This is a genomic window from Lysinibacillus zambalensis, assembly GCF_040183165.1.
Lineage (GTDB): Bacteria > Bacillota > Bacilli > Bacillales_A > Planococcaceae > Lysinibacillus > Lysinibacillus zambalensis.
This window is the reverse complement of sequence record NZ_JBEGDG010000006.1, coordinates 144,706-160,687: the sequence shown is the minus strand read 5'-3', so window position 1 is coordinate 160,687 and position 15,982 is coordinate 144,706. Positions and strand designations below refer to the sequence as shown.

At 36.2% G+C, this 15,982-nt stretch carries 16 protein-coding genes; 11 read left to right on the top strand and 5 right to left on the bottom strand.

The features are described from left to right. Positions 1 to 432 precede the first annotated feature (432 nt). The 4 genes from ABNX05_RS10455 (at position 433) to ABNX05_RS10440 (ending at position 4,322) form a co-directional block, all read left to right on the top strand. Positions 433 to 1,683, top strand: a complete 1,251-nt coding sequence (locus tag ABNX05_RS10455) for a methionine gamma-lyase family protein (RefSeq protein ID WP_349659670.1) — start codon at positions 433 to 435, stop codon at positions 1,681 to 1,683. Positions 1,684 to 1,995: 312 nt separating this feature from the next. Continuing rightward, on the top strand, positions 1,996 to 2,370 hold the full coding sequence (locus tag ABNX05_RS10450) for a MerR family transcriptional regulator (RefSeq protein WP_079560583.1): 375 nt from the start codon (positions 1,996 to 1,998) through the stop codon (positions 2,368 to 2,370). A gap of 83 nt (positions 2,371 to 2,453) precedes the next feature. Further along, complete coding sequence (gene glnA / locus ABNX05_RS10445; RefSeq protein ID WP_349659669.1) at positions 2,454 to 3,788, top strand: type I glutamate--ammonia ligase; 1,335 nt, start codon at positions 2,454 to 2,456, stop codon at positions 3,786 to 3,788. A 246-nt stretch (positions 3,789 to 4,034) separates the two neighbouring features. Next, the gene (locus tag ABNX05_RS10440; RefSeq protein ID WP_349659668.1) at positions 4,035 to 4,322 is read left to right on the top strand and encodes a hypothetical protein; all 288 of its coding nucleotides are present in this window, start codon (positions 4,035 to 4,037) and stop codon (positions 4,320 to 4,322) included. Between the two features lie 167 nt (positions 4,323 to 4,489). Here the strand turns inward: ABNX05_RS10440 and ABNX05_RS10435 are convergent, their stop codons facing one another. Further along, the gene (locus tag ABNX05_RS10435; RefSeq protein WP_349659667.1) at positions 4,490 to 4,627 is read right to left on the bottom strand and encodes a hypothetical protein; all 138 of its coding nucleotides are present in this window, start codon (positions 4,625 to 4,627) and stop codon (positions 4,490 to 4,492) included. 280 nt (positions 4,628 to 4,907) lie between these two features. On the opposite strand from ABNX05_RS10435, the gene ABNX05_RS10430 reads away from it, so the two are divergent. Beyond that, on the top strand, positions 4,908 to 6,029 hold the full coding sequence (locus ABNX05_RS10430; protein WP_349659666.1) for an S-layer homology domain-containing protein: 1,122 nt from the start codon (positions 4,908 to 4,910) through the stop codon (positions 6,027 to 6,029). Between the two features lie 385 nt (positions 6,030 to 6,414). Here ABNX05_RS10430 and ABNX05_RS10425 read toward each other — a convergent pair whose 3' ends face one another. After that, complete coding sequence (locus ABNX05_RS10425) at positions 6,415 to 6,882, bottom strand: CotD family spore coat protein (protein WP_349659665.1); 468 nt, start codon at positions 6,880 to 6,882, stop codon at positions 6,415 to 6,417. A gap of 586 nt (positions 6,883 to 7,468) precedes the next feature. Here ABNX05_RS10425 and ABNX05_RS10420 point away from each other — a divergent pair. Continuing rightward, the gene (locus ABNX05_RS10420) at positions 7,469 to 8,824 is read left to right on the top strand and encodes a YjiH family protein (protein ID WP_349659721.1); all 1,356 of its coding nucleotides are present in this window, start codon (positions 7,469 to 7,471) and stop codon (positions 8,822 to 8,824) included. A 218-nt stretch (positions 8,825 to 9,042) separates the two neighbouring features. Next, on the top strand, positions 9,043 to 9,561 hold the full coding sequence (locus tag ABNX05_RS10415; protein WP_349659664.1) for a hypothetical protein: 519 nt from the start codon (positions 9,043 to 9,045) through the stop codon (positions 9,559 to 9,561). Positions 9,562 to 9,640: 79 nt separating this feature from the next. Here the strand turns inward: ABNX05_RS10415 and ABNX05_RS10410 are convergent, their stop codons facing one another. The 3 genes from ABNX05_RS10410 to ABNX05_RS10400 are packed head-to-tail and all read right to left on the bottom strand — an operon-like array spanning position 9,641 to position 11,547. Next, positions 9,641 to 10,321, bottom strand: coding sequence for a hypothetical protein (locus ABNX05_RS10410; RefSeq protein ID WP_349659663.1), 681 nt, complete (start codon positions 10,319 to 10,321; stop codon positions 9,641 to 9,643). Continuing rightward, positions 10,318 to 11,184 carry an ABC transporter ATP-binding protein gene (locus ABNX05_RS10405; RefSeq protein WP_349659662.1) on the bottom strand — a complete coding sequence of 289 codons (867 nt, stop codon included), beginning with the start codon at positions 11,182 to 11,184 and terminating at the stop codon, positions 10,318 to 10,320. Before ABNX05_RS10405 ends, ABNX05_RS10410 begins: the two co-directional genes overlap by 4 nt. A gap of 3 nt (positions 11,185 to 11,187) precedes the next feature. Continuing rightward, positions 11,188 to 11,547: a GntR family transcriptional regulator gene (locus ABNX05_RS10400; protein WP_349659661.1), complete on the bottom strand. Its 360-nt coding sequence runs from the start codon at positions 11,545 to 11,547 to the stop codon at positions 11,188 to 11,190. Between the two features lie 276 nt (positions 11,548 to 11,823). Between ABNX05_RS10400 and queF the strand changes: the two genes are divergently transcribed. The 4 genes from queF to ABNX05_RS10380 all read left to right on the top strand — a co-directional run bounded on the left by queF (position 11,824) and on the right by ABNX05_RS10380 (position 15,614). Next, the gene (gene queF / locus ABNX05_RS10395; RefSeq protein ID WP_049668571.1) at positions 11,824 to 12,324 is read left to right on the top strand and encodes a preQ(1) synthase; all 501 of its coding nucleotides are present in this window, start codon (positions 11,824 to 11,826) and stop codon (positions 12,322 to 12,324) included. Beyond that, on the top strand, positions 12,324 to 12,959 hold the full coding sequence (locus ABNX05_RS10390; RefSeq protein ID WP_349659660.1) for a queuosine precursor transporter: 636 nt from the start codon (positions 12,324 to 12,326) through the stop codon (positions 12,957 to 12,959). Before queF ends, ABNX05_RS10390 begins: the two co-directional genes overlap by 1 nt. 200 nt (positions 12,960 to 13,159) lie before the next feature. Then, the gene (locus ABNX05_RS10385; protein ID WP_349659659.1) at positions 13,160 to 13,411 is read left to right on the top strand and encodes a phage holin; all 252 of its coding nucleotides are present in this window, start codon (positions 13,160 to 13,162) and stop codon (positions 13,409 to 13,411) included. A 97-nt stretch (positions 13,412 to 13,508) separates the two neighbouring features. Continuing rightward, on the top strand, positions 13,509 to 15,614 hold the full coding sequence (locus ABNX05_RS10380; protein ID WP_349659658.1) for a DUF2339 domain-containing protein: 2,106 nt from the start codon (positions 13,509 to 13,511) through the stop codon (positions 15,612 to 15,614). Positions 15,615 to 15,982: the final 368 nt, after the last annotated feature.

Here is a 15,982-nt window from a genome sequence, read left to right as displayed (position 1 = left end):
TAGAATTATCAGATATTAAATATCGGGAGTATTGATTGGGAAAAAATAGGTTGATTATTGAGCGATAAAGGATTTTTTGTTTCTAGTTTGCTAGTATACTCCCATTCTAACTGATTGTAGCGTAGGGTTACTCGACTCCCACGGGAAAAGCGAGGCAGACGAGACCCTGCACGTAACGCAGCGAAGGAAGCGACTTGACGCTCGCCCGCAGCGGAAATCAGCCTCTTTGAATTAATTCGGATGTATAAAAATGGTCAATCAACATACCTAATTAAATATCTAATTATAGCAGAAATAAATAGATATAGTTTGTAATTTAACTTAGCGCCTAATTAGCGCCTCAATGCAATTAGAAACGCAAGCAATTTTTGCAGGCAAGCTCACAAATTGTTAAGATAAGATTTGAACAAATGTGAAATGGAGAAGAACATAATGACTTTTACAACCAATTTATCAGAAGAAACATTAGCGTTAGCTGCTAAAATAGAAGAAAAGGTACGCCCTTTTCATGCAAAGGTAGAAGATATGGCGTTCTTCAATCAACAAAAAGTGCTTGCTGCATTCCGAAAGCATCAAGTAAGTGATTATCATCTGCACCCATCTAACGGTTATGGCTATGATGATGAGGGGCGTGACAATCTAGAACGTGTTTATGCAGAGGTTTTTGGAGCGGAGGCTGCCATTGTACGCCCGCAAATTATTTCTGGTACACATGCAATCACACTTAGCTTATTCGGAGTACTACGTCCTGGTGATGAATTACTTTATATTTCGGGTCAGCCGTATGATACATTGCAATCAATAGTCGATGGTGGAGACAAGGATACTGGCTCGTTAAAAGATTATAAAATCGGTTATAGCCATGTGGATTTATTGAATAATCAAGAGATCGATTGGGAAGGTGTTGCAGCTGCAATTACACCAAACACAAAAATGATTGCTATCCAACGTTCGAAGGGCTATGCAACACGCCCATCCTTTACTATTTCGCAAATTGCAGAAATGTGTGCAAAGATCCGTGAATTAGCACCGAACGCAGTTATTTTTGTTGATAATTGCTACGGAGAATTTGTTGAGGCACAGGAACCGACAGAGGTTGGGGCGGACTTAATAGCAGGCTCGCTCATTAAAAATCCTGGTGGCGGCTTAGCGAAAATTGGTGGTTATATTGCGGGTCGTGCAGATTTAGTAGAAAAATGTGCTTATCGTATGACATCGCCAGGTATTGGTGCTGAAGCAGGGGCAACATTAAATACGCTCGGTGATTTCTATCAAGGATTTTTCCTTGCACCACATGTTGTATCTCAAGCATTAAAAGGTGCCGTTTTCACAGCTGCTATGCTGGGGGAAATAGGCATGAATACATCGCCAAGGTATGATGCGAATCGTACGGATTTAATTCAATCGGTTTCTTTCCAAACGGCGGAACAAATGATTGCTTTTTGCCGTGAAATTCAAGCAAACTCACCAATTAATGCGCATTATGCACCAGAGCCAGCGTATATGCCTGGCTATGAAGATGATGTTATCATGGCAGCTGGAACTTTCATTCAAGGTTCAAGTATTGAGCTCACAGCAGACGGTCCTATTCGTCCGCCATTTACCGCCTTTATTCAAGGTGGGTTAACATACGAGCACGTAAAATTTGCTATTTGTAGTGCTGTTCAAAAAATCCAAAAATAAGTAACGAAAAACTATTCAAAAATTCCATTTTGAATAGTTTTTTTACTAATGAATGAAAAAAACACTGGCGCCCCGAAGCCCGCAGTTAAGTTTTGCTCTATGCGAAAGCATAGCGATAGCAACAATAACAAATGTTGTCTGTAGCGAAAGCGAAGCGGGAATCAACCACACGTTAGGATATTAAGTTTAGTTTTTTACAATTTTTCATCATTTCAAAAAAATAAATTTAATCCATGTCAGGAAAGCTTACATGGGTGGTTGACACTATAAATTTTTCGTTATATGATTAGCGAGTATTGGAGGGGAACTTAAATGAGTCGTGAAATTAGACGAACTATGCCGTTATTATCAATGAATATCGTAATGCAATTGACAGAGCTATCGGCACGTCAGATTCGTTATTATGAAGAACACCATTTAATTGAGCCGCACCGAACAGAAGGCAACCGTCGAATGTTTTCATTAAATGACGTCGATACACTGCTGGAAATTAAAGATTATTTGGATCAGGGCATGAACATGGCGAAAATTAAAAAGCTGTTCGCTAAAAAGAATGAGCCTGTTTCAACAGATGAACGTGATTTAAGTGACTCAGAATTACGTAACATCATGCGTGAAGAAGTGCGTCAAGCGCAGCGCATGCAAAAATCATCCATCCGTCGCGGGGATTTATCTCGATTCTATTAATAAAAGGCAACATCATTCATGTCTTTATTAATAGAGTAGAGTAATGATAAAAAGCTAGACAATTTATAGGAGTGTGGAAAACTGTGGGTAAATACACTAAAGAGGACATTAAACGTCTAATCGAAGAAAAAAATGTAAGCTTTATACGTCTACAATTTACAGATATTCTTGGCACAATCAAAAACGTTGAGATTCCTGTAAGTCAATTAGACAAAGCACTAGAAAACAAAATGATGTTTGATGGCTCATCCATTGAAGGCTTCGTACGTATCGAAGAATCAGATATGTATTTATATCCTGATCTAGATTCTTTCGTAGTGTTCCCTTGGACTTCTGAAAAAGGGAAAGTAGCACGTTTCATCTGTGATGTATACACTGCTAAAGGAGAGCCATTTGCTGGTGACCCACGAAATAACTTAAAACGTATCCTTAAGAAAATGGAAGATATGGGATTCTCAAGCTTCAACTTAGGACCTGAACCAGAATTTTTCTTATTTAAATTAGATGCAAAAGGTGAACCGACATTAGAAGTGAACGACCACGGTGGTTACTTCGACTTAGCACCAACCGATCTTGGCGAAAACTGCCGTCGTGATATTGTGCTAGAGCTAGAAGAAATGGGCTTCGAAATTGAAGCATCTCACCATGAGGTAGCTCCTGGACAACACGAAATCGACTTCAAATATGCAGACGCAATCACAGCTTGTGACAATATTCAAACGTTCAAATTAGTTGTTAAAACAATTGCACGTAAACACGGTCTACATGCTACATTCATGCCGAAGCCATTATTCGGTGAAGCGGGTTCTGGTATGCACTTTAATGTTTCATTATTTAAAGGTAAAGAGAATTCATTCTTCGATGAATCAACTGAACTAGGTCTTTCTGAAACAGCAATGCAATTCATGGCAGGTGTTCTTGCTCACGTTCAAGGCTTCACAGCTGTGACAAATCCAACAGTTAACTCTTATAAACGTCTTGTACCTGGTTACGAAGCGCCATGTTATGTAGCATGGTCAGCTCAAAACCGTTCACCACTGATCCGTATCCCATCAGCACGTGGTCTTTCGACTCGTGTAGAAGTACGTTCTGTGGACCCATCTGCTAATCCGTATTTAGCGATGGCTGTTATTTTAGAAGCTGGTCTTGAAGGGATCCGTCGAAACTTAACACCACCAGCTGCTATTAACCGAAACATCTACGTGATGTCTGATGAAGAGCGTAAAGCGAATGGTATCGCAAACTTACCACCAGCGCTTGATGATGCTTTAGCATTACTTGCTAAGGATGAAGTAGCTCAAGCAGCTTTAGGTGAGCATATTTATGCAAACTTTAAAGAAGCGAAAGAAATCGAGTTCGACATGTACCGTACAACAGTACACCAATGGGAACGCGATCAATATTTAAAAATGTACTAATTAAAAACGTTGGAGCTATGATGCTCCAACGTTTTTTTGTGCGCCCAGCCTGAACGTACATTATTTTATGTAGTATCTTCAGACCTAAATCAGCTAAATTTTTATGTTCAAAGAAGGTCTTCAAAATAATAAAAAGAACGCAAATCAATACATAAAAGCTAAGTTAATCATAAAAATTTAAGTTTTTCTTATACGCCCTATACACACTTGACTTCGTGCATTATTATTTTAAAAGAGGTGAATTAAATGGAGACGGTATCATCGTTTGGATTAATAAGTATATCAATTTTTTATCTTTATCAAATTATCTTTTTTTTCTTTTTCAGAAAAAAAGAACCTGTAGAAGCTTCTTTAAAGTATTATAAATTTACATGTGTGATTAATTTCTTGATTTTTTTAGCCACAATTCCAGTAGCGTTTTTAATCGTTGCTATGTCGGCATCTCTTTTTCCATTTTTAATCATCAGTGGTTTACCATTACTATTCTTCATTTGGTCACTAATAGATTTAATTATTTTACAAAAAAAGAAATAAATAGATACATAGACTGATGAAAAATGCATTCAACAACCATTTTTAGCGTCAGGGAAGTCAATTAAAAGTCAAGAGGTTAAGTAATTCGCTTGTTACATCAGTATTCTTTATGAAATGTACAACTTTATAGCGAATTATTTTTAAGCTGAACTAATTTCTGCATTAGTTCAGCTTTTATTTGTGATTAGAACTTTCGAACCTTTTTCACCTTTCGAATTATCTAATTTCCCTTCTTTCTTTATTCGTTCCACTTCAATTTGATAGGCCATTTCAAAATCAATTTCACTAAAAGAGGAATTCAGCAATTCATGCTCTTCCTCATAATCAAACTCCGTCGCCCTCTAGAAATGCCCTTTTCCCTGAAATACTTTCTTTTTCGGTTCGTAATGATCCTCTAATGTAACCAAATCTGTAGCGAATAAAACCTCCACTAGATTTTCATAAGGAATACGACTAATTTTATTTGTATCGTCTTTCTCAAAAACATTCTATATTTCCATATTTTGCACTCTATATATATTTGTAGCAGTCATGTAAACTATGTCTATTGGTAAAATTTTAATAGAAGAAAGTAGGAACAAACCAATGAAAGCAATATATGTTTTTTTATCTTCCCTTGTATTGTTTGGACTAATTTCTGTTTCGCCAGCAGAAGCAGCAGAAAAATCCATCGATATGTATTTTTTGGAGGATGTTGATTACGATCATTGGGCATACAATGAATTGGAACGCTTCTTGTATTCGGATATCATAGACGGATATGTGGAAACAGAATCGTTTGAAGAAGATGGAGAGGAATATGAATACACATCCGTCTCTATAAAACCAAAAAATTCGATTACTCGTGCTGAATTCACTAAAATTTTAGTAAATTCGATGAATTTACGTGCAGGTGAATCAGTTAAATCGTTCCCTGATGTAAAACCGGCGAATTGGTATTACGAGTTTGTTAAGGTTGCTAGTAGCCAAGGCATTATCAATGGTAAACCAGACGGTACTTTCCGACCGAATGACAAGATTACTCGTAACGAAATGGCAGTCATGATTTACCGTGCATTCGAGTCAAAGCTTGATTTTTCAGCAACAGGAAAAGTATTCCCAGATGTACCAAAGGGAAATTTCGCCTATGAAGCAGTTCTGAAAACGGCAGCTGTAGGAATTATCAAAGGGTACGGAAATGTTTTCAAGCCTTACAATGATGCAACTCGTGCTGAAGCTATCGTGATGATTGACCGTGCCTTGCAACTAGAGCCCGAAAAAGATGGAGATCAACTTGCGATCATTCAAACAGTTGATCGTAACATTAAAGATGAGATGAAATTCACTGAACAACAAGACTTAAAAGCATTAAAAGCACTTTATCGTGACACGACAATTGGTTACCAATTAGCTTATTCACTTGATAGTTTGGATATGGCAGGTATGTTTGAAGACTCAGATGCTATATTCAAGAAGGAACAGATTGGTGAATATGCGATTAATGCTGTTTCTGTAAATAATCATTTTGCTCAAGTCCGCATTGATAACTTAGTATATAAAGTATCTTTGACAGCGCCAGATATGTCTTTTGACATGAAAATTGACTTATCAGGAATTGCTCATCTTAAGAAAAGTGATGATGGAAAATGGAAAATTTATAACGTTGTTCTTGATGAAGATGACTATGGACAAGATTGGAAAGAAACATTAGAAACTGAGATCAACTAAGAACAAAAAAGCGTAAGGGATTCTCTGAACTGCCCCGTAAAAGTTAGACATCAATCTAACTTTTACGGGGGTTTTTTTATGGCAAAAGTAAATGTCGAACAACGATTCAAGCAGTCCATCGATACTTAAATGGAGATGAATCTATGATTGAAATCGTGGAAGAATCGGAGTGACAGATAGGGTTGTAAGTGAATGGGTTCGCCGTTATTAAAAATGGTGTAGAGACTTTTTTAAAGTCCTAGTAGGAATGTTAAGCAGCAAAAAATAAAATGTACACTACTAAAATTGGAATTTAGTAATGTACATTTTTATAATAAGCGTAACATTATAAACAAGTTATGATGTAAGAAACCATCATGTACAGAGTAACCTCATCGCCTCTATTTTAATAGCCCATCTGATGGTGGCACGGCATATGCTGCTGATGATGACCCATATGATGATGATGCCCCATATGGTGGTGATGACCCATATGATGGTGATGACCCATATGATGGTGATGGTGCCCCATGTGGTGATGGTGATGATGTGGCATATGGCAAGGCTCAGGTGGCATTTCGCAAAGCGTATGAGTTTCACAACATTCATCCACTACGCACTCTGTGCAAGGGAAATGATACTGATGATCAATTATATGTTTATTAACTGTTGTTACATGTGCTGGCTGTACATGTGGTACAACTGTATGGATGTAATTTGTGCGTACATATTCCTCTGGTGGACAACAATGTGGCGGCTCATATTGAGTTGGACATGTAAGTGGTGGACAACAATGTGGACCTTTTGCATGATGATGGTGATGCATATGCTGCATGTGATGCATATGCTGCATATGTTGCATATGTCTTTCCATGGTAAAACCTCCTGTTTTGATAAGTTGTGGTTCATAATTAACATATGAGATAAATGACGATACGGTCTATTTGTATGCCTATTAAGGGCTGGTTAAATCTCTTAGGCATTGAAAATAGGTATGATTAATGGAGAGTTTCACCAAATTTCAACTTCTTTCAGCCATCGTCAGCCACTGTAAAAATGAGCTTTGTTAAAAAGTAATGATACAAAAAGAATTGCAAATAATATTAGAAGAGAATAATAATAATATTAAATTTTAGATTGAATAAAAATGCATTTTGTTGTAGAATTAACCGATGTATCGTAGGTTTACGGTATTTTTTAGCTCATAAAAATGAATGATAGTGATTATTTTAAAAAACTTTACTCATTGAGGATTTAAATTATAAAAAAGTAGTGTTTGGGCATTCCTTTATTACTTTTTAAAGGAATGTTTTTTATTTGATCATTCATTAACTACTCGGAAATGCCAGATTGATGATGCAATACTTTATACAGATATACATTTCTTGGCGGTTTTAAAGTACCTAACAAGCTTGATGTATAAAACTTCGAAAAAACCTAAAGAAATGAGGCTTTAAATGATGAAAAAATATCCTACTTCTTCATACTTTTTCTTCATAATTCCGTCTCTTATTGGTGTTTTATTATTTATGACACCAGTCTTAACGGAAGATGGATGGAAAGTTCCGATTGCTATTTTAGCAAATTTATTAGCAGGTTTTGTTGCACCTATTATTAGTTACTTTACTATAATCATTTTTGCGATTTCGGCAATTGGTTCACTCATTGCCAAATTTGTTCCTCAGAATAATACAAAGGAATCTAGTATTTTATATACATTATTTTATGTAAATTGGTTTTGGACAATTATAAGAGTCATTGGTTTAGTATTTGCCTCAATGGTCGTGTTTAATTTTGGACCATCCGCGATTAACAATGAAAATACGGGTGGATTATTAATGAACCCTGACGGTGGTTTAGTAACATTTTTATTTACGATTTTCTTATTTGCAGGCCTACTATTACCGTTTTTAACAAACTTCGGATTGCTTGAATTTTTCGGAACGATGATGGTAAAAATCATGCGTCCGCTCTTTAAAAGCCCAGGTCGTTCATCAGTTGATGCACTTACATCGTGGGTTGGTGATGGAACAATTGGTGTTCTTATGACGAGCAAGCAATATGAAATGGGGAACTATACGAAAAAAGAGTCAGCCATTATTGCAACGAGCTTTTCTGTAGTATCCATCACATTCTGTATCGTAGTATTAGATACAGTGCATTTGTCACGCTATTTTATTCCATATTACTTAACGGTTGTACTTTGCGGTCTCGTGTTAGCGATCGTTATGCCGCGAATTTTTCCGCTTGCTAATAAAGAAGACACTTATATCGACGGTACACCGGTAGATTTATCACGTGAGGAATTACCTGAAGGCTATAATTCTGTGTCTCATGGCTTAGAAAATGCATTAGCCGTTGCTCATGCAAATCGTGATCCACGTCAATTTTTGAAAGATGGGTTTAGAAATGTCTTGGATTTATGGATTGGTGTAGCGCCAGTCGTTATGGCATTTGGTACGGTTGCTTTAATGCTTGCTGAATTCACTAATATTTTTGCGTTTTTAGGAAAACCGTTTGAACCTATTTTAACTGTGCTTGGTTTACCAGAAGCAGCTGAGGCAGCGCAAACGATGGTTGTTGGCTTTGCTGACATGTTTTTACCTTCAATTTTAGGAGCGGGAATTGAAGCTGAAACGACAAGATTTGTGATTGCTGTCGTTTCTGTTACACAGCTTATTTATATGTCTGAAGTTGGTGGCCTTATTTTAGGTACAAAAATTCCACTGAAATTTTTAGATTTAGTTGTTATTTTCTTAATACGTACGATTATTTCACTACCAATCGCAGCATTAGTTGCGCATCTACTCTTTTAGATTAAAAAGGCAATTGTTCGCATTTTACTAGTGCGAATAATTGCTTTTTTCTTTATTAAAGTACGCGCGAAAAAGGAGAATATCTATAAAAAGGAATTCAGTGAACAAAATATAGCTTGCACATAAATTCATTGAGTTGGGAAAAACTACGTTTAAAGTGATGATACTGAGGTGATAAAATGGACAGAATTTTTTCTCTCTGCTTAAGTTCTTGTTATTTGTTATTTTCTCAACCTAGTGATGCCTATATAAAAGACTCACCTAGTTCTTATGAAGAAGTTTATCCTGAAATAGGCTATAAAACGGTTGAAGGAGCTGCCTACGATTTTGAACGGCACTTTCATCAAGGACTAAAGCTACCACTTCGAGTACCTCCAATTAGTTTTACACATCATTTTGGTCGGTTTAATGATCTAGATGGTGACATGAACGATTTTTTTGAAGTTACACTTGTTAATAATCAACTACCTGAACATCATTATAAAATAACGGTTCGACCTATTCAGTATAAGTTTCCAGTTAAAAAGGAAAGTGTACTAAAGACTTTCGTATTGAAAAAAGGAACGACTTCAATCTATATGGAAATCTCGGGTTTTAATGTACTTGCTTTCGAAAGAGAAGATTGGCAATATATGCTGTGGATTGATAAAAGGGTTTCAAATAAGGTGACACCTGAAGTGTTAGTTGACATTGCTAATTCCATTGACTATACAACGTTAGAGGATGAACGTGGTTAATTCAGCTGGAAAATGCCAAGACCTATATTTTTTGGTCTTGGCATCATTTTCTTTTTGAAAGTATGCCGAATAGCAATAATTATGCTGGATTGACAGAAGTATTTCTGATCGCCATTGTTAAGATAGAGTAGAGTAATATACTAAAAACTAATAAACCACTTAATAGAGCGAAGCTAGATATATTTGATAGTAGGTCAAACAGAGGAGTATACCATCTGAAAATGATTGTAACAATCGGAATTAATACGAGTAATCCTATAAAACTGTAACCGCCAAGAGTTCCTAAGCGATAAAAGACGATATTCAATAAAAGGCCGGAAGTTAGGAAGAAGAGCAGTAGAACAGTATCCAATGCCATCGTTTGTAAAAATGATGGGGAATTATTAAAAAGTAAAATAGGATGAATAATGAATATGTTAGAAACGTTAGTAAGTATTTTTTGTGTACAGCCAATTATGAAGGCGCCTACTAAGCTCCAACAGATGAAAAAGAGCCCCACATTAAACATAAATTGTAAGCGACTTAAACCAAGCCTTAAAAAATAGGATAGGGTTTTATTTAGTAACTTTGCAGCCATGATACTGGAAAAGATATAAACAGGTATAGAAATCATAATGTAAAAATTATAAATATATAGGTCAAAAAAAGTATCTAAGAAAAACGACAATAGGACGATCGAAAATAAAATGCACCAAAAAGTTATAATTTGTTTTTTGTAGCTTTGAAATAATACATACAAGCTTCCCTTTACAGTATTCATTTAATAGCCCTCTCTTTCTGCTGTTTACTTAAATACACTAACATATCCTGTAATGAAACAGGTTCAAGCATAATATTCTGTCCTTCAATGGATTGACCATCAGTGAAGACAATTGCAGTTAGCTCCTGCATAAACGTATGCTTATAAATAATTTTCAGACCACTAATTGCCTGCTCAACATCAGAAGGATTACCTTTTACTGCAACAATATTCTCATGCCATTCCTCCACAGTTTTCTGAAGCATTAATTGTCCTTCGTGTAAAATAAGTATTTCCTCAAATAGCTTACTTGCTTCATCAATTAAATGTGTAGACAATATAAAGAGTCTTGGATTGTCGGTCTGTTGTTCAATCAATAAATCATAAAAAGTATTTCGGGCAGCTACATCGAGTCCGATATAAGGTTCATCAAAGATTGTAATCCCTGCGTTACTCGCAAAGCCTGTAATAATGCCTAACGCAGACATCATTCCTTTTGATAAACTGCGAACCTTATCTTTTGGATTTAGAGCAAAAACTTCTAGTAGCTCCATTGCGAGCTCTCCATCCCATTTTGGATAAAAGAAGCTATTTGCCTTTAACGTTTGTGCAATTGTCATTTCCTCTTGAAAGTTTTCATTCTCTGCGACAAAACAAATGTCACGTAAAGTTAAAGGTACATTGAAAACATTTTCTCCATTGACGGATATGTTTCCTTTAGTTGTTGAAATAAGTCCGGATAATAAATTTAAGAATGTTGTTTTACCAGCGCCATTATGACCCAAAAATCCAATGATTTTTGGTCCCTCAATTGTAAAAGAGATATTTTTTAAAGCTTCCTTATGTCTATATGATTTACTAACATTTTTCACTTCGATTTTCATACGTTAACCCCTCTGTAACATATTTTGTAATTCTTTATCTGAGATACCTAATCTTATTGCTTCTTTCTTTAACGGCTCTATATGTTGCGTAAAAAAAATTTCCTTACGCTCTGCAATTAATATTTCACGAGCGTTAGTACTCACAAACATGCCGACGCCACGTTTTTTATAAATTACGCCTTTGTCCACTAATTCGTTCACGCCCTTTCCAGCTGTTGCAGGATTAATTTGATATTCCTTTGCGAATTCATTTGTGGATGGAATGCGATCTTCGGGTTGTAGGAGTCCATCTAAAATTCCGTCCTCTATTCGTTCGCGTATTTGTTGGAAAATGGGCTTTTCATTGTTTAAAGAGTGAATCACAATCCACCTCCTTATGTTGTATGGTTAATTACTTGTGTAACTAACCATACAACGTTAGGGTATTTTTGTCAATTCCATGTTGTGAAAAAATTAGTTGACGGAGAACGTTCATTAAGTTAATATAACTAGCGAATAAGAAAGAGGTTCATAGCGCATACCCTCTATAAAAAACTATGGATGACGTCATCTACGCCATATCCGAAAATGCGGATATGGCGATTTTTTTTTATTTGGTTTCACGCAATGGACTTCTCACAATTTGAGGAGGCATTTTTTATGGCAGGAAGAAATGAAGAACAAGGTTTACAGGATTTAACACTCCTTGGGAACCAAAATACAAAGTATTTATTTGAATACTCACCGGAAATACTTGAAGCAGTCGATAATTTGCATACGAAAAACGATTTTTTTGTAAAATTTAATTGCCCGGAATTCACGAGTCTATGTCCGATGACAGGGCAGCCTGACTTTGCGACAATGTATATTTCTTTTATTCCAGATAAAAAGCTAGTCGAGAGTAAATCGTTAAAGCTATATTTATTTAGTTTCCGTAATCATGGGGACTTTCATGAGGATTGTGTCAACATCATTATGAATGATTTAATTAAGCTGATTGAGCCTCGCTATATTGAAGTATGGGGTAAGTTTACGCCTCGTGGTGGCTTGTCCATTGATCCTTGGTGTAACTATGGCCGACCAGGCACAAAATATGAAAAAATGGCAGAGCATCGTTTGATGAACCACGATATGTATCCTGAAAAGGTGGATAATCGCTGATGCTTTACTATTTAAATGGATTGTTTGTTGGCTTTTTAATTTTAGCTAATGTTTTAGCTGTTAAAGTGTTTAGTATAGGCGAATGGATGGTGCTTCCAGCCGCAGCGATTTTAATTATTTTTACGTATCCCCTTATTGATGTAATTTGCGAGGTCTATGGTAAGGAAGCGGGTGGTCGCACGGTTAGAACAGGGCTTATTGCTCAAGTGTTTGCGGTATTCTTTATCGCTATAGCCATTGAACTACCACCTGCACAAGCCTTTGTTCATCAGCAGGAGTTTGAGACAATTCTCGGCGGCAGTATGCGTGTCATTATTGCAAGTCTTATAGCCTATTCGATCAGTGTTAACTTGGATGTAGTGATATTTAGTAAATTTAAAGAAAAGCATGGAGACGGAAAGCTTTGGCTTCGAAACAATGCTTCTACGATGCTAAGCCAACTCATCGATACGGCATTATTTGTTACGATAGCCTTTTTTGGAATAATGCCATTTAAGGTGTTACTGACATTATTTATCACACAGTATATATTTAAATTTTTGGCCTCCATTGTTGCAACACCACTTGTTTATGGGTTAGTTTACGTTGCACGGAAATTTGATAAACATAAAGGCATCGAGCCATCTCATTACTGAGATGGCTTTTTTAACATTCCGTTCTTTAAATTACCCGATGGAAGAGAGGAACATAATTTTTCTGTCGAAGGTTAATAGTGCTCCCGTAATCGAATAGTATTTAATAACACCTCCTTTATCCACGGTTATAGCTCCATTTTTGCATATGTGTACGTTTCGGCCGAGCATATACTGTGGATGAGAAGGGGAGGTGAGCAATTATGAGAATTAACTGGAAGATCCGTTTTCAGCATAAACCATTTTTACTAGCGCTTTTTTCGTTGATTGTATTACTCGCACAGCAAGTAGCAGCTATTTTTGGCTATGATTTAACGAGTGTAATGAGTGAGCAGGCAATGACCATCTTAAATACCGTATTATCAATTTTCGCCTTATTAGGAGTTGTCGTAGATCCTACAACGCGGGGAACCAGTGATAGTCAACGTGCTTTAATGTATAGAAGACCTAGATAAAAAGGGTGGAAATAAATTAAAAGTGTAATTTTACATTTTGGGTAAATGTGTTATAATGATAAAAAATTGATAAAGATAAAGTAGGGAGGACGATTGAATGTCGCTTGAAATGGAGCAGAGGGTTGCCAAGCTCGAGCAGGAAATGATGGATTTACGGCAGGAATTAGAAGGCTTAAAACGTCAGCAACCTGTTGAAAAATCAAATGCCTTGAGTGCTAGGCAATCCATGGTTGATCAATTTGCACCAAAACCAGCGCAAATCCTAAAGCCAAATTCAAACTTGGAACCAAAGCCGAAAATAATGACAAATCCAGAAGAAAAGGTGCAGCCACAGCGAACATTGGAAGAACGTATTATGTGGGCACTTCCAAAATTATTTATGGTCATTTTAGTGATGGGGGTACTTTGGGGACTTAAGCTTGTTAGTGATTATGGCTATTTAGCGAACGAGGTTAAAATTATCCTTGCCTACGTATTATCATTTGCCTTAGCAGTAATAGCTTATGTGTTAGAGCGTAAAAAAACAGGATCACCGGCTATAACAATTTCTTTATACGGTGGTGCATTTATTGTTGGGATATTAACAACAGCCGCAAGTGCGATATTGTATGAAATCATAGGTTTAACGATGGCACTTGTTATTGCCGTTGTTTATATCGGCTACGGTATTATTATTAGCTATTTAAAGAAAAATGAAGTACTAACAATATTTGTAGCGTTTACATCATTATTACTACCATATTTACTAGAATATATGGATTTTAGTCCTGTTATCATCTTAATCTATGTGGTTATGCTATTTATGATGTTGCAATTTGTCATTCTTCAACACAAGCAGAAGTTGGCATTCTATCTAGCAACCTTTTTCTCTTTGCTAGCTGTCAGCATTATAGCGTTTATGAACCATGACAACCGAGTTGCTTTTGCAATAGGATTCCTTGTTGTTCTAACTATTTATTACACGAGTTGGTGCCGATTATATGACGCAGAGTCTAAACTGAAAAATATTCATGTCGGACTCCAGTTCAGTCTAGGAACTTTTAGTTTATTACTCCTGAACTTTATTATTAGACCAATTGAATATAGTGAAGCACTATTACTCGTAGTAGTCAGCTTGTTTGCAGCTGTAGCGGGTTATGGCTATAAGCAAAAATGGCAGGAGGCATTTGATAGTGCCGTAACACTCGCATTTATTACACTATGTAATACGCTACTAGTTATGAATTTACCAGGGGGAGTAGATCAATTGCTCTTCCCGTTCATCACCTTTGCAGGCGTTATGATGAGTTTACGATTACGAGCAAGTATGATGAAGGTTGTCGGCTCATTTTCATTTACAATTACACTCGCTTTAAACTTTATTATTCATGAGCCGACACCATTCTTCAGCATAGATCATATTAGCTTAATAATGCCGGGAATATATCTCCTAATTATTTATGTATATGCGAGACGTCCAAAAGAGACACTGACATCTTTCGAAAAGTTTATGAAGGAAATATATGTGGTTGATATTTTAGCAGTTATTACGGCTGGTTATTTCTTAGCCTATATCGGAAAGCTGGATGAATTGTACTTTGCAAGTGTTGGTAATATCCCGCATCTAACGTGTTTAATCCTTGCTTTACTTTTCGCGGGATCACTTTTAGTACCAACAAAATACAAGGGGCGTGCATTAACGCCAGTCCTTGGTGGATTTTTCGTTCTCTTCACCGTAATGCTTGAAATTATTCCGTACAATATGCAAGGTGTCGAGTGGCTAAATATAGTAACAAGAATCGTGTATATTGCTGTAATCGTAGCAATTATGATTGATGTACTGATGAAGGGGCGCATTTATCAAATCTATCAAGAGCAAGCAGAGAAACTTCTAGACCAAGTTGTAAGTGCAGGCGTTGTGCTTACGATGATATCGGTTTGGGGTCTTATACATCAACTTTCCTATAATAGTTTGCTTGATTGGAAACTAAGCATTGCCTTTTCAACGATCGCATTATTCCTGACAGCCAGTATTTCACTGTGGCTGAGTACCGTGCGTAACTTACAGACATTACGCCTAACAGGTTTTGTTATTTTAGTGATTGCGTTTATTAAGCTTATATTCTTTGATTTATCCGCCCTGGACTTATTAATACGAGCTATCCTGTTTATTTTGATAGGTGGGATTGGTTTGCTGTTGTCGGGTAGGTTGTTGAAGAAATAAATAAATAATATATATCTAAAGTATGGAGTTACACTAAAACAACATTAAAACCGTTTACCTTTATTTTATGGTAAACGGTTTTTTTATATCTAATCGATTTATATGATCATTTAACCTTAGCTTGATCTATATATTTTAGGAATTGAAAAATTTAAAAATAAATACAAATTCATACGAGAAAGTAGTGTTGTAAATGACGTTTATATATGAAATAGTATAATTAGCACAGAAAATATTCAATTAATAGGAAAGTTTAATTACTATAAGTACTATTGTTTTAGTGTTTAAGTCTAATGTGTTTGTAACTTCTTTCAGCGGGTGTCCAAACGCCTGCTAAACATAGGAACTCGCCACGTCCTGTGGCAATT